The organism is Lentzea chajnantorensis (assembly GCF_054300775.1).
The window spans coordinates 7,560,634-7,574,058 of record NZ_JBSDZT010000002.1 but is presented as its reverse complement, the minus strand read 5'-3'; the positions used below and the strand labels follow the sequence as shown (position 1 = coordinate 7,574,058).

Sequence of the window (13,425 nt, the reverse complement as noted above, 5' to 3'; positions counted from 1 at the left end):
GCGACATGGCTGAAGCCGTCATCGTTTCCACCGCCCGCTCGCCGATCGGCCGTGCGCGCAAGGGGTCGCTCGCCTCACTGCGGCCCGACGACCTCGCCGCGCAGGTGATCGCCGCGGCGCTGGCGGACGTCCCCGCCACCGAAATCACCGACCTGCACCTCGGGTGCGCCGAGCCGCAGGACGAGCACGGCCAGAACATCGCGCGGCGGGTGGCCGTGCAGCTCGGCCACGACACCCTGCCGGGAACGACGGTCAACCGGTTCTGCGCCTCCTCGGTGCAGACCGCGCGCATGGCGTTCCACGCGATCAAAGCGGGCGAGGGCCACGCGTTCATCTCCGCCGGCGTCGAGTGCGTCTCGCGGTACCTGCACTCCGGCGTGCCGTCGTCCAACCCGCTCTTCGACGAGGCGCAGCAGCGGACCCAGGACACCGCCGCGTCCAACGCCCCGTGGACCGACCCGCGGTCGGACGGCAAGCTGCCCGACTACTACATCGCGATGGGGCAGACCGCGGAGAACGTCGCCACGCAGCTCGGCATCTCCCGGCACGACCAGGACGAGTTCGCGGTCCGGTCGCAGAACCTCGCGGAGAAGGCCATCGCGGACGGGTTCTTCGCCCGCGAGATCACGCCGGTGACGCTGCCGGACGGCACCGTCGTGTCCACTGACGACGGTCCGCGGGCCGGCGTGACCTACGAAGCGGTGTCGGCGCTCAAGCCGTCGTTCCGCCCCGGGGGCACCGTCACCGCGGGCAACTGCTGCCCGCTCAACGACGGCGCCGCCGCGGTCGTGGTCATGAGCGACGTGCGGGCCCGCGAGCTCGGCCTGACCCCGTTGGCACGCATCGTGTCCACCGGTGTGTCCGGGCTTTCGCCGGAGATCATGGGCCTCGGGCCGGTGGAAGCGACGCAGCAAGCGCTTGCGCACGCCGGTATGTCCATTTCGGACATCGACCTGGTGGAGATCAACGAGGCGTTCGCCGTGCAGGTGCTCGGCAGCCAGCGCGCACTGGGCATCGACCTCGACAGGCTGAACGTCCACGGCGGCGCCATCGCGCTGGGCCACCCGTTCGGCTCGACCGGCGCCCGGATCATGACCACGCTGATCAACGGCATGCAGGCCCGCGACGCCCAGTTCGGGCTGGAGACGATGTGCGTCGGCGGCGGCCAGGGCATGGCGATCGTCCTGGAACGACTGAGCTGAAGGGTTCTGGCCAAGTGGGCATCCTCGACAAGTTCCGCCTCGACGGGAAGGTCGCGATCGTCACCGGCGCGTCCTCCGGCCTCGGCGTCGCGTTCGCCAAGGGCCTCGCGGAGGCGGGTGCGGACGTCGTCCTCGCGGCCCGTCGTGCGGACCGGCTGAAGGACACGGCCGCGCTGGTCGAGTCGACCGGCCGCCGCGCCCTGGTGGTGCAGGCCGACGTCTCGCAGCCCGACGACTGCCGGGAGGTGGCGCGTGCCGCCGCCGAGTTCGGCCCGGTGCACGTGCTCGTCAACAACGCGGGTGTGGCGTCGGCGGTGCCGGCCTCGCGGGAGACGCCGGAGCAGTTCCTCGGCGTGATCGACGTGAACCTCAACGGCGCCTACTGGATGGCGCAGGCCGCCGCCGCGGTGATGACCGCCGGTGGTTCGATCATCAACATCTCCAGCGTGCTCGGACTCGTGACCGGCGGCATCCCGCAGGCCGCGTACTCGGCGTCGAAGGCCGGTCTGCTCGGCCTGACGCGCGACCTCGCGCAGCAGTGGACCGGGCGCAAGGGCATCAGGGTCAACGCGATCTGCCCCGGGTTCTTCGCCTCGGAGATGACCGACCAGTACCCGCCCGGCTACCTGGAGAAGATGCGGGCGGCGCTGCCCGCGGGGCGCATCGGCGACCCGGAGGAGCTGGCCGCGGCCGTCGTGTTCCTCGCCTCGCCCGCCGGTGGCTACGTTACCGGTGAGACGCTGGTGGTCGACGGTGGAGCGGTCATCGTCTGAGCCCGTGACCACTGCCTGAACGGCCTAGTGCCAAGAGCCCCCTCGACGCGTCTAATCCTCGTCGGGGGCTTTTCGGCATGAGGGGGAGTCGTGCAGGAGCCGGATTTCAAGGCGGTCGACCCGCGAAGACGTTTCCTGCTGTGGTTCGCGCCGCCGCTCGCGGTGTTCGTGGCCGGGCTGGTGGTGCTGCTGGTGACCGGGCACGTCACCGGGCCGTTCCGGAGCACCACCGTGGTGCGGGTGATGCTCGCGTCGAAGCGGGAGTTCTTCCAGGACGAGCAGGTGAAGCAGATCCTGATGGCGCGCGGCTACCAGGTGCACGTGACCCCGATCGGGTCGCGCGACCTCGCCGACAGCCCCGACCTGGACAGCTACCACTTCGTGTTCCCGTCGGGGCACGTGGCGAACGAACGGGTCAAGGCACGCCGCGAGGGCAAGCACGCGGTGCCGTTCCGCCCGTTCTTCACCCCGGTCGTGCTCGCCACCTTCCGCGAGCACGCCGAGGCGCTGAGGCGGGCGGGCGCCGCCGTGGCGCACGACGAGAACCCCGCGCCGCTGTTCTACGACCTCGACCTCGACAAGTTCATGGCGTTGTCCGAGCAGAGGTGGAGCGACCTCGGGTTGAGCAACAACAACCTCGTCGTCGCCCAGTCACCGGACCCGTGCAAGGCCTACTCGGGCGCGGCCCTCGTCGGGTTCTACGCGGCCGCGCTGCGCGACGAACCGGTGCAGAGCCTGCGGGAGGCGGAGGAGCTGGGGCTGCTGGTCAAACCGCACATCGCCGCGCAGGGCCAGGCCGGTGAGGACATGTCGCCGAAGTTCTTCGTGCCGGAAGGACGCACGCACGCGGTCATCGCGGTGATGTACGAGCACCAGTACATCGCATATCAGTTGCGGCGGGAACAGCCCGACCGCGACCGCGTGCTGCTCTACCCGACGGCGCAGCACCAGAGCACGCCCGAGCTCATCTCGTTCACGCCCGAGGGCGACCGGATCGGCGAGCTGATGATGAACGACCCGCAGCTGCGCCGCCGCGCCGTCGAGCTCGGGTTCCACCCGCTGGGCTGGAGCGGGGAGACCGACCAGGACTTCGGTCGCGTCATCACCGAGCACGGGCTGCCGCAGCCACCGGTGGGCCAGGCCGGCCGGGTGCCGCTGCCCAAGGCCGAGTTCTTCGAGCGCATGCTCGACGTCGTCGGCGACTGCCGGTGAGGGTCGTCGCCGCGGTGCTGCTGCTCGTGCTGACCGCGTGCACCTCCAGCTCACCGCCGCCGGTGCGGTTGCGGGTGCTGGCGAGCCCCGAGCTCGCCGACCTCGCCCCGGTGCTGGCCGAGCTGAGGCGCGCCACCGGTGTCGAGCTGGCGGTCGAGCACCGCGGCACGGTCGAGGCCAGCCGGTCGCTCGCCGGGTTCGACCTGGCGTGGCTGTCCAGCAACCGGTTCCTGCGGCTGCGCGGCGCCGAGCCAGCGTTGTCGGCGAGCATCATGACCTCCCCGGTGGTGCTGGGCGTGCGGCCGGGCCGGCGGGCCGTGCTGGGGGAGCGGCCGACGTGGGCCGACGTCGCGGACCGGGCGGCGGTGGGGGAGTTCCGCTACGGCATGGCCGACCCGCGGGTGTCCGGTGGCGGGATGGCCGCGCTCATCGGGGTGGCCACCGCGGCCGCGGGCACCGGTGCGGCGCTGCGGCCGGAGGACGTGAGCTGCGACCGCCTGCAGGGGTTCCTCGCCGGGCGGGCGTTCGACGTGCCCGACCCGGTGGCAGAGCTCGTCCGGCGGTCTTCCGACGACACCGTCGACGGCGTCGTCGCGCACGAGTCGGAGCTGCTGGCGCTCAACGCCTCCGGGCGGCTCCCCGAACCGCTGGAGCTCGTGTACCCGCGCGACGGGATCGTGCTGTCGGACTACCCGCTGATGCTGGTCGACCCCGCGCACCGGACCGCCTACGACCGGGTCGTGGACTGGCTGCGGTCACCGCCCGCGCAGCGGATGATCGCCGAACGCACCTGGCGGCGCCCGGTCGACCCGGCCGCACCGCGCGACCGGCGGCTGACCGCCGACATCGGCACCGCCCTGTACTTCCCGGACCGGCAGGAGGTGCTCGACCGGCTGCTCGTGTTCCACGACCGGGCGGGCGAGGGTCGTCAGGTGGTGTTCGTGCTGGACTACTCGACGTCCATGCGCGGCGAGCGGATCACCGCGCTGCGCGAGGCGTTCGCGTCGCTCACCGGGTTCGACCGCTTCTACGTCGGCGAGACGGTCACGATCGTCCGGTTCGCGGGCACCGTGCTGGAAGAGCGCTCGGTGACCGTGCGCGGGAGGGCCGACCTCGACGCGTTGCTGGCCGTCGTCGCGTCCGATGACCTGCGCGACAACACGGCCATCTGGGGTGCGCTCGACCACGCGCTGCGGCTGGCCCGCGGGGAGACGGCGGTCGTGCTGATGACCGACGGCGAGAACAACGCGGGCCCGTCGGTGGACGAGTTCCTGCGGGTCGGGCGGGGCGAGGTGCCGGTGTACCCCATCCGGTTCGGCGAGGCGGACCGCGCGGAGCTCGACCGCGTGGCGCAGGCCAGTGGTGGCCGGCTCGTGGACGCCGGCACGACGTCGTTGCCGCAGGCGGTGAGGGAGATCCGTGGATGTCGATAGAGGGCTCTGGTGGTCGGTCCTGTGGGGCTGGCTCCTGCTGTGGGGCGTGACGCTGGCCGCGCTCGTCGTGGTCGTCGCGCTGGCCGTGCACTGGATGCGCCGCCGCGACCCGCAGCCGGAGGTGCCGGGCCTGCTGTTCTACGTGCACGGCCAGCGGATGATCAACCTGTGCAAGGTCGGCCGCTACGACGACGCCGTCACCCGGCAGTTCGTCAAGCAGATCACCGTCACCAAGAACGGCAAGCTCCAGGTCGGGCCGAACGAGTTCGGCATCGGCGTGGACGGGTCGGTGGTGGAGCAGAACACCGACACCTACGAGAAACCGGCCACGGAGATCGACGTGATCGGCGTGGTCCTGGCAGGGCTGCGGGCCGCGCACGGCGTCGTGGACGTCGACCTGACCACGCGGACCATCACCGCGGACGAGGCGTGGCGGCGTGGCCGGGCCACCCGGCTCAACGACATCCGCGACTACGTGTCGCTGCACGGCCGGTTCGAGCTCGGCGACGACGCCGGTGACCGGGCGGTGCTGCTCGCTTCCGCGGGCGAGCACCGGGTGCGGGTGGAGTGCGACCGGGCGAGCCTGCGCGACACGCTGCCGCCGGGGCAGTTCAACGCGCGCTGCCTGGGCAAGGTGCAGTCGTGGAACGCCGAGGCCGGCGAGGTCGTCGTGCTGCCCGTCGTCGTGTTCCAGTAGACGGGGCGGGGATGATCGGCACGTGATCGCACTGGACCACGTGCTGGTCGTCGACGTCGAGTCGACCTGCTGGGAGGGGACGCCGCCGCCCGGCGAGGTCTCGGAGATCATCGAGATCGGGATCAGCCCGCTCGAGGTGAGCTCGGGGAAGCGGGGTGAGCGGCGCAGCGTGCTCGTGCGGCCGGTGCTGTCGTCCGTCAGCCCCTTCTGCACCCGGCTCACGACGCTGACCGCGGGGCAGGTCGCGGGCGGTGTCCCGTTCGCCGAGGCGTGTGCGTTGCTGCGCAAGGAGTACCGCTCCGCCGACCGCGTCTGGGCGTCGTACGGCAACTACGACCGCATCATGTTCGAGCGGCAGTGCGCCGCACTGGGGGTGAAGTACCCGTTCGGGCCCCGGCACCTCAACGTCAAGACGTTGTTCGCGCTGGCGCACGCGTTGCCGCGGGAGGTCGGGATGGCCGAGGCGCTGCGGATCGCCGGGCAGCGCCTCGACGGCACGCACCACCGCGGCCACGACGACGCCCACAACATCGCGGGCCTGCTGGCCGGGCTGCTCAAGAGGTGATCACGTCGGCGGGAGTCCACTGTGGAGTCGACGGCAACCGTCCAGTGGCTGGTCATTGCCCGGGTTCCCCACGCCCTGGCGGTACGCTCCGGGCGTGACCGTGCCTGAAAGACTGATCGACGCCGCCACCCGCCTGTTCGCGGACAAGGGCTACGAACGGGTCGCCGTGCAGGAGGTCGTGGAACACGCCGGCGTCACCAAGGGCGCCATGTACCACTACTTCGGGTCGAAGGACGACCTGCTGCACGAGATCTACGGGCGGCTGCTGCGCCTGCAGACCGAACACCTGGAGAAGATCGTCTCCGGCGACGGGCCGGTCACCGCGCGGCTGCGCGAGGCCGCGGTCGACGTGATCATCACGAGCATCGAGGACTTCGACGCCGCCAAGGTGTTCTTCCGGTCGATGAACCACCTCTCGGCCGAGAAGCAGAAGGAGGTGCGCGCCGAACGGCGGCGCTACCACGAGCGGTTCCGCGGCCTGGTCGAAGAGGGGCAGCGCGACGGGTCGTTCCGCGCCGACGTGCCGGCCGACGTCGCCACCCACTACTTCTTCGGCTCACTGCACCAGCTGGGCACCTGGTACCGCCCGGACGGGGAGATCCCGGCCGGGCGGCTGGCGGAGCACTACGCGGACCTGCTGATCCACTCGATCACGGCACGATGACGCTGACGATCTCGGCGACGCACGCGGGCTTGTCGCTGCCCTCGATCTCGACGACGACCTTCGTGACGAGCTGCTTGCCCAGTGCGATGTCCGAGACGTCCAGCAGCTCCACCCCGGCCCTCACCCGCGCGCCCACGAGCACGGGCTGCGGGAAGCGGACCTTGTTGCTGCCGTAGTTCACGCCCATCTTGATGTTCTTGACCGTGTAGACGTCGCGCACCAGGTACGGCACCAGCGACAACGTCAGGTAGCCGTGCGCGACCGGGCCGCCGAACGGGCCCTGTGCGGCCTTCTCGACGTCGATGTGGATCCACTGGTGGTCCAGCGTCGCGTCGGCGAACAGGTTGACCTGCTCCTGCGTGACCTCGTGCCACTCGCCGAACCCGAGGTGCTCGCCCTTCGCGGCGACCAGCTCGTCGATGCTCTCGAACGCGCGCATGGGGCTGCCCTCAGTCCTTCGGTCCGCCGGCGACGTAGATGACCTGACCGGACACGAAGCCCGCACCCTCGCTGACGAGGAACGACGCGGTGTGCGCGATGTCCTCCGGCTGCCCGACGCGCGCGACCGGGATCGTCTGCGCGGCACCGTTGACGAGGTCCTCGAACGAGATCTTCATGCGCTCGGCGGTCGCCTTGGTCATCTCGGTGGCGATGAAACCGGGCGCGATCGCGTTGACCGTGACGCCGAACTTGCCGAGCTCGATCGCGAGGGTCTTCGTGAAGCCCTGCAGACCGGCCTTGGCGGCGGAGTAGTTGGCCTGGCCGCGGTTGCCCAGCGCGCTCGTGGACGACAGGTTGACGATGCGGCCGAAGCCTTCCTTCGTCTGGAACGCCTGCACGGCCTTGCTCATGAGGAACGCGCCGCGCAGGTGCACGTTCATGACCGTGTCCCAGTCGCTCGCGGACATCTTGAACAGCAGGTTGTCGCGCAGCACACCGGCGTTGTTGACGAGCACGGTCGGCGCGCCGAGCTCCTCGGCCACCTTGGCCACGGCCGCGTTGACCTGCTCCTCGTCGGCCACGTCGACCTTGAGCCCGATGGCGCGCCCACCGCCCGCGACGATCTTGTCGGCGCCTTCGAGCACGCCCTGCTCGTCGAGGTCGAGCAACGCGACGGCCAGGCCGTCCGCGGCGAGGCGCTGCGCGACGGCGGCACCGATGCCACGCGCCGCGCCGGTGACGATGGCAACCCTGTCGGCCACGGGTCCTCCTCCAATTGTGAGCTAAGCAAGCGCTTAGTAACGTACCCATCAGTCCGCTTGACGTCCAGCGCCGTGCGGACGACCATACCGACTGGTCGGAATGTTGCACATCTTCGAGGAGGCAGGTGCCAGTGGAGCTCACCGGCAAGGTCGCGCTCATCACCGGCGGGTCCAACGGCATCGGCGCCGCGTCCGCCCGCCGCCTGGCCGGGCTCGGTGTCCGGCTCGTGGTCGCCGACGTGGACGTCGAGCGGGGCAAGCTCGTCGCCGACGAGGCCGGCGGCGTGTTCGTGCGCTGCGACGTGACGCAGCCCGCCGACTCGGCCGAGGCCGTCGCGGTCGCGGTGCGCGAGTTCGGCGGCCTGGACATCGCGTTCCTGAACGCCGGCATCGGCACCGGCTGCTCACTGGGCGACGACTTCGACGCCGACGTGTACCGGCGCGCGATGGCCATCAACCTCGACGGCGTCGTCTACGGCGCACACGCCGCGTTGTCCCACGTGCGCGCGTCGGGCGGCCAGATCATCGCCACCGCGTCGATGGCCGGCCTCATGCCGATGCCCGGCGACCCGGTCTACGGCGCGAACAAGGCCGCCGTGGTCGGCCTGGTCCGTTCCCTGGCCGGCGCGTACCCCGACATCCGCGTGAACGCCCTCTGCCCGGCGTTCGCCGACACCGGCATCATCACGCCGCTGCGTTCGACGTTGCAGGACATCGGCATGCCGATCCTGCCCGTGTCGGCCGTCGTGGACACCTTCATGTCCATTGTGGAGGGCTCTGGCACCGGCGAGGCGTGGTTCGTGCAGTCCGGCCGGCCCTCCGAGCCGTTCGGCTTCCGCAACCCGCCCGGCCCGCGCAACCCCGACGGCTCGCGCATCGACGCCGCCCGCAAGGACCCCGTTTCGATCGCGCTCGAGGAGAACTGACGTGCGTGCCATCCAGATCACCGAGTTCGGCGGCCCCGAGGTGCTCCAGCGGGTGGAGCTGCCCGACCCCGTACCGGCCGAGGGCGAGGTGCTGATCAATGTCAGCCGCGCCGGCCTCAACTACGCCGACACGCACCAGGCGGAGAACTCCTACCTGGCGAAGATGACCCTGCCCCTGGTCCCCGGCGGCGAGGTCGTCGGGTCCACTGAGGACGGACGCAGGGTCGTGGCACTGACGAAGAACTCCGGCGGCTACGCCGAGAAGGCCGTGGCCCCCGCGCTGACGACGTTCGACGTGCCCGACGGCGTCGACGACCTGACCGCACTCTCGCTGATCGTGCAGGGCGCCACCGCCTGGCTGCTGCTGCGCAAGTCCACGCACCAGGAACCCGGCGAGACCGTCGTCGTCCACGCCGCCGCGGGCGGCGTCGGCACCATCGCCGTGCAGCTGGCGAAACTCTGGGGCGCCGGCCGCGTCATCGCCACCGCGTCGTCCGACGACAAGCGCAAACTGGCCCTCGACCTCGGCGCCGACGTGGCAGTCGACTCCCGCGCGGAAGACATGACGGCCGCCCTGATCGAGGCGAACAACGGACGCCGCGTCGACGTCGTCCTGGACATGACCGGCGGTGCGACCACCGACCAGTCGCTGGCCGCGCTGGCCCCGTTCGGCCGCCTCGCGTTCTACGGCATGGCCTCACGCGAAAGGCCGAAGCCAGTCGACCTCGGCGCCCTGCTCGTGCACTCCACGACCGTCGCGGGCATGTGGCTGCCCCACGCCCTGAAGGTCCGCGACGCCGACCACGGCACCCTCGCCCACCGCGCGATGGCCGAGCTGTTCCAGCTCGTGGTCGACGGCAAGCTGAAGGCGGTCCCGGGCGGCGAGTACGGGATGGGCGAGATCCGGCAGGCCCACGAGGACCTGCGGTCCCGCCGGACGGCGGGCAAGCTGCTGCTGGACCCGTCGCGGTAGCGCCGGCTGAGGGTGAGGGGGTGGTTCGCTGCGGCGGGCCGCCCCCTTGCTTTTCTCGGCTCGCGGCTCGCGGCTCGCGGCTCGCGGCTCGCGGCGCGGCGCGGCGCGGTTCGGTCCGGCGCGGCCCCAGGCCTCGGGGCCTCAGCTTGGCTGGCCCGATGTGGCTCAGGCCCGGCACGGCCCTGCCCAACCCCGCCCGCGTCACCCGCCCTGCGCGGCCTCGCCTCCGTCCAGCACGGCCCGGCTCGGCTCCGCGTGGCTCTCCTCGGCCAGGGCGCACCTCCGCGGTACCGCGGACGTGTCACCCAGGGCCGGCCGCCGCACCTCCTCATTCCGGGGCGCGCGAGCCCATGAGATCCGGACGTGAACAAGACGAGCCCAGGCGCAGATCCGGACAAGCTTCACCCGTCCGAGTGACGTGTCTCGCGCTGGCCGGTACCGGACTCGAACCAGTAACCCTGCGATTGACAGTCACATGCGGAACGCCGAAGGGGCGGCCCGCCACACGCGGACCGCCCCCAGGGCCGTACTGCGGAACAACGACGCGCTGTTACTCCGACAGCTCCGCCAGCTGCGCCTTCACCCTGGCGAGCTCGGCTTCGAGCTCCTCCATGCGGGTGCGGTGCTGGTCGCGGGCCGCCTCGAGCACCGACTCGATGCCCTCCGCGATGTCCTCGTGCAGTTCCTTGGCGGCCTTCGCCACGGCGATGGCGGGGATGACGAGGCCCGACACCACGCGCTGCGTGCCGTGGACCAGGTCGGCCTGCCATTCGCCTTCGGCGGTGCCGGTGACCGTGAGCGTGCAGCTCGACGGTGCGGGTCTTCTTCGCCGTGCTCTTGGTGCGGGCGGCCGCCTTGGGCTTCTCGGCCTTGGGAGCCGCCTCGACGGGCTTCGCGGCCTCGACCGGCTTGGCAGCGTCGACCGCAGGGTCGGCCGCGGCATCAACCACAGCAGCTGCAGCGTCAGCCGCAGCGGGCTTCACGGCGCCGACCGGCCCGGCGGCGGGCGCCGGGGTGCCCTCCACCACGGTCTTCTCGACTGCCTGCACCTCGGTGAGCGTGTCCGACACGATCAGGTTTCCTCTCTGCGCAACGACGTGACCCCGCGCACAATCGTAGAACACGTGTTCGATCGAGCAGGAATGGGGTCAGCGCAGAGCCTAGTCACCAGGGTGGAAGCTGCACGCGCCACTGCCGTTCCACGTCGATGACACCGCGCACCGCGAGCAGCGTGGGGATCGCGCGGATCTCGGCGGTGCCGGTGACGACGCCCAGCGCCTCCAGGACGGTGTCGACGACCAGGCCGGCCTCCCGCAGGTCGTCGAGCACCTGCGGGAGGGAGCCCTCGGTCACGGAGACCATCACCTGGTCCACCGAACCGGTCATGGCGCCTGGACGAGTCCGGTGCCGATGTCGGTCGACGGCAGGGGCAGGCGCAGGGCGGTGCCGGCCAGGCGGGCCCAGAGCTCGTAGCCGCGTGCGCCGGTGCGTTCGGCGACCAGGGCCGCCACGCCGGAGACGTGCGGGGTCGCCATGGACGTGCCGCGCAGGCGGCGGTACTTCTCGGGCAGCTTGAACGACGAGTGCACGTCCACGCCGGGGGCGCACACGTCGACCTGGCCGATCTTGTCCGCCGAGCCCGAGGAGAACGACGCGATCGCGCGGTTCACGTCGATCGCCGCCACCGCGATGATGGACGGGCAGCGCGCCGGGTGACCGACCGGTGCGACCCGGCCGGGGCGCGTGGAGGCGTTGCCGGCCGCGGCGATGATCAGCGTGCCCTTCGCGAGCGCGCGCTGGGCGACCGTCTCGTAGATCTGCGAGTACGGGGTGCCCGCGGGGACGTCCGCGCCCAATGACATCGAGATGACCGCGCAGCCGTTGGCCACGGCCCAGTCGATGCCCGCGAGGATGCCGCCGTCGGAGCCGGAGCCCGCGTTCGACAGGACCTTGCCCGCGAAGACCTCCGCCTCGAACGCCACGCCGTAGCCGGGCGGGGTCGCCGGCTTGCGCGGGCCCGCGGCGGTGCCGATGCAGTGCGTGCCGTGGCCGTGGCCGTCCTGCACGTCCTCGCCGGTGATGAACGACCTCGTGGTGATGGTCCGGCCGGTGAAGTCCGGGTGGTTCTGCTCCCAGCCGGTGTCGAGCACGGCGATCTTGACGCCCTTGCCGGTCGCCGTGCTGACGTCCGCGCCCACCGCCTGCAGGCCCCAGGTCAGCACCGACTCGTCCGCCGCCGGTTCCGGCTCGTCGTCGGGCACGGGTGCGGCGAACACGTGCACGACGCGTTCCGGTTCGACGACCTGCACCGGGCCGGGGCCCTCGGCGGCGCCGTTCAGCTCGGCCAGCAGGGCCGGGTCCGCGGACACCACGGCCACGCCCAGCTCCGGGAACACCTGCACGGTGTCCGGGTCCAGGTCTCCGCTGTTCGGGTCGAACCCGGCGATCGCGCCGAGCTCGGCCACCCCCTCGTCGACGGCGTCCTCCCGCAGCAGCACCAGGAATCGGCCCGTCGTCTCCACTTCCGCTGGTTCGGTCATGATGATCGCCCCTACTCTCCTGTAGCCCTATTAGAGAGAGTCGTCATCCGGAGGCGTCTGTTTCAGGCCATCTGCCGACGTCGCTGGAAAAATTCACCGATCGGCTCAACGTACCTGGCCGCGATCGGCCCCAGGATCGCCATCAGGAGGACGTACGCGGTCGCGAGCGCCGCCAGCTCCCCGTTCACCTGACCGGACGCCACCGCCAGGCCGGCGATGACGATGGAGAACTCACCGCGCGCCACCAGCGCCGCCCCCGCACGCATGCGGCCCATCTTGCCGATGCCCTGCCGCCGCGCCGCCCACCAGCCGGTGACGACCTTCGTCGCGGTCGTGATCACCGCCAGCGCCACCGCGATTCCGAGGACGGGTGGGATCGACTTCGGATCGGTGTTGAGGCCGAACACCACGAAGAAGATCGCCGCGAACAGGTCGCGCAACGGCTCCAGCAACCGGGTGGCGTTCTCCGCCGTCGACCCGGAGATCGCGATGCCGAGCAGGAACGCGCCGACCGCCGCCGACACCTGCAGCTGCGAGGCGACACCGGCCACCAGCAGCGCGGAGCCGAGCAGCTTCAGCAGGAACACCTCGTGGTCCGGGCTGTCCACAATGGCCGAGATGAACCGCCCGTACTTCAGCGCCACCACCAGCACCACGGTGATCGCGAGCAGCGAGATGCCGACCGAGGTGAGGCCGCCGAGGAAGCTCACGCCCGACAGCACCGCGGTCAGCACCGGCAGGTACACCGCCATCGCGAGGTCCTCGAACACCAGCACCGACAGCACGACCGGTGTCTCGCGGTTGCCCAGCCGGCCCAGGTCGCCGAGGACCTTCGCGACGATGCCGGAGGAGGAGATGTAGGTGACGCCCGCCATCGCGAGCGCCGCCACCGGCCCCCAGCCCAGCAGGAACGCCGCGATGGCGCCCGGTGCCGCGTTCAGCACCAGGTCGAGCACACCGGCCATCCACGAGCGCTTCAGGCCGGTGGTGAGCTCGGAGGCCGAGTACTCCAGGCCGAGCAGCAGCAGGAGCAGCACGACGCCGATCTCGCTGGCCAGGTGCGTGAACTCGTCGATGCCGTGCAACGGGACCAAGCCGCCCACGCCGAAGGCGAGGCCGCCGACGAGGTAGAGCGGGATCGGCGAGATGCCGATCTTCCAGGCGACGCGGCCGAGCAGACCAAGACCGAAGAACACCGCGCCGAGCTGGATGATGGCGATGGTTGTCTCATGCACTGT

The 13,425-nt window shown here is 71.2% G+C and carries 15 protein-coding genes and 1 tRNA gene; 9 read left to right on the top strand and 7 right to left on the bottom strand.

Translation table 11 applies throughout. From position 1 onward, the window contains the following. The first annotated feature begins 5 nt into the window (after nt 1–5). From ACVDFE_RS36125 to ACVDFE_RS36095, 7 genes are all read left to right on the top strand, one after another. Nucleotides 6–1,202, top strand: coding sequence for an acetyl-CoA C-acetyltransferase (locus ACVDFE_RS36125; RefSeq protein ID WP_360398979.1), 1,197 nt, complete (start codon nt 6–8; stop codon nt 1,200–1,202). A gap of 14 nt (nt 1,203–1,216) precedes the next feature. After that, nucleotides 1,217–1,975: an SDR family NAD(P)-dependent oxidoreductase gene (locus ACVDFE_RS36120; protein WP_360398976.1), complete on the top strand. Its 759-nt coding sequence runs from the start codon at nt 1,217–1,219 to the stop codon at nt 1,973–1,975. Between the two features lie 90 nt (nt 1,976–2,065). After that, a complete protein-coding gene (locus ACVDFE_RS36115) occupies nt 2,066–3,187 on the top strand; it encodes a hypothetical protein (RefSeq protein ID WP_458433612.1) in 1,122 nt (373 codons plus the stop codon). After that, nucleotides 3,184–4,620 (top strand): substrate-binding domain-containing protein, encoded by a 1,437-nt coding sequence (locus ACVDFE_RS36110; protein WP_458433611.1) that lies wholly within the window; start codon nt 3,184–3,186, stop codon nt 4,618–4,620. The genes ACVDFE_RS36115 and ACVDFE_RS36110 overlap by 4 nt, the downstream gene beginning before the upstream one ends. Then, nucleotides 4,607–5,317: a hypothetical protein gene (locus ACVDFE_RS36105; protein ID WP_360398967.1), complete on the top strand. Its 711-nt coding sequence runs from the start codon at nt 4,607–4,609 to the stop codon at nt 5,315–5,317. Before ACVDFE_RS36110 ends, ACVDFE_RS36105 begins: the two co-directional genes overlap by 14 nt. Nucleotides 5,318–5,339: 22 nt before the next feature. Beyond that, nucleotides 5,340–5,882: an exonuclease domain-containing protein gene (locus ACVDFE_RS36100; RefSeq protein WP_458433610.1), complete on the top strand. Its 543-nt coding sequence runs from the start codon at nt 5,340–5,342 to the stop codon at nt 5,880–5,882. Nucleotides 5,883–5,976: 94 nt separating this feature from the next. Then, nucleotides 5,977–6,546 (top strand): TetR/AcrR family transcriptional regulator, encoded by a 570-nt coding sequence (locus tag ACVDFE_RS36095; protein WP_360398961.1) that lies wholly within the window; start codon nt 5,977–5,979, stop codon nt 6,544–6,546. On the opposite strand, the gene ACVDFE_RS36090 is transcribed toward ACVDFE_RS36095, so the two are convergent. Further along, complete coding sequence (locus ACVDFE_RS36090) at nt 6,533–6,985, bottom strand: MaoC family dehydratase (RefSeq protein WP_360398958.1); 453 nt, start codon at nt 6,983–6,985, stop codon at nt 6,533–6,535. The genes ACVDFE_RS36095 and ACVDFE_RS36090 overlap by 14 nt on opposite strands. Before the next feature lie 10 nt (nt 6,986–6,995). After that, nucleotides 6,996–7,748: an SDR family oxidoreductase gene (locus ACVDFE_RS36085; protein WP_360398955.1), complete on the bottom strand. Its 753-nt coding sequence runs from the start codon at nt 7,746–7,748 to the stop codon at nt 6,996–6,998. Between the two features lie 125 nt (nt 7,749–7,873). Between ACVDFE_RS36085 and ACVDFE_RS36080 the strand changes: the two genes are divergently transcribed. Both ACVDFE_RS36080 and ACVDFE_RS36075 read left to right on the top strand, forming a co-directional pair. Next, nucleotides 7,874–8,674, top strand: a complete 801-nt coding sequence (locus ACVDFE_RS36080) for an SDR family NAD(P)-dependent oxidoreductase (protein ID WP_458433609.1) — start codon at nt 7,874–7,876, stop codon at nt 8,672–8,674. Nucleotide 8,675: 1 nt separating this feature from the next. Then, nucleotides 8,676–9,647: a quinone oxidoreductase family protein gene (locus ACVDFE_RS36075; protein WP_458433608.1), complete on the top strand. Its 972-nt coding sequence runs from the start codon at nt 8,676–8,678 to the stop codon at nt 9,645–9,647. Between the two features lie 429 nt (nt 9,648–10,076). Here the strand turns inward: ACVDFE_RS36075 and ACVDFE_RS36070 are convergent. The 5 genes from ACVDFE_RS36070 to ACVDFE_RS36050 form a co-directional block, all read right to left on the bottom strand. Then, nucleotides 10,077–10,165 (bottom strand) — tRNA-Asp (locus ACVDFE_RS36070). A 32-nt stretch (nt 10,166–10,197) separates the two neighbouring features. Next, complete coding sequence (locus ACVDFE_RS36065; RefSeq protein WP_458433607.1) at nt 10,198–10,590, bottom strand: DUF6319 family protein; 393 nt, start codon at nt 10,588–10,590, stop codon at nt 10,198–10,200. A gap of 221 nt (nt 10,591–10,811) precedes the next feature. After that, a complete protein-coding gene (locus tag ACVDFE_RS36060; RefSeq protein ID WP_458433606.1) occupies nt 10,812–11,033 on the bottom strand; it encodes a hypothetical protein in 222 nt (73 codons plus the stop codon). After that, nucleotides 11,030–12,187: a S8 family peptidase gene (locus tag ACVDFE_RS36055; RefSeq protein WP_458433605.1), complete on the bottom strand. Its 1,158-nt coding sequence runs from the start codon at nt 12,185–12,187 to the stop codon at nt 11,030–11,032. The genes ACVDFE_RS36060 and ACVDFE_RS36055 overlap by 4 nt, the downstream gene beginning before the upstream one ends. A gap of 62 nt (nt 12,188–12,249) precedes the next feature. Next, a complete protein-coding gene (locus ACVDFE_RS36050; protein WP_360398937.1) occupies nt 12,250–13,422 on the bottom strand; it encodes a cation:proton antiporter in 1,173 nt (390 codons plus the stop codon). Nucleotides 13,423–13,425 lie beyond the last annotated feature (3 nt).

Excerpts from the sequence above, each read along its gene's own strand:
- ACVDFE_RS36055 (WP_458433605.1), bottom strand. The coding sequence starts at position 12,187 with ATGACCGAACCAGCGGAAGTGGAGACGACGGGCCGATTCCTGGTGCTG.
- ACVDFE_RS36060 (WP_458433606.1), bottom strand. The coding sequence starts at position 11,033 with ATGACCGGTTCGGTGGACCAGGTGATGGTCTCCGTGACCGAGGGCTCC.
- ACVDFE_RS36090 (WP_360398958.1), bottom strand. The coding sequence starts at position 6,985 with ATGCGCGCGTTCGAGAGCATCGACGAGCTGGTCGCCGCGAAGGGCGAG.
- ACVDFE_RS36065 (WP_458433607.1), bottom strand. The coding sequence starts at position 10,590 with ATGCCGCGGCCGACCCTGCGGTCGACGCTGCCAAGCCGGTCGAGGCCG.
- ACVDFE_RS36125 (WP_360398979.1), top strand. The coding sequence starts at position 6 with ATGGCTGAAGCCGTCATCGTTTCCACCGCCCGCTCGCCGATCGGCCGT.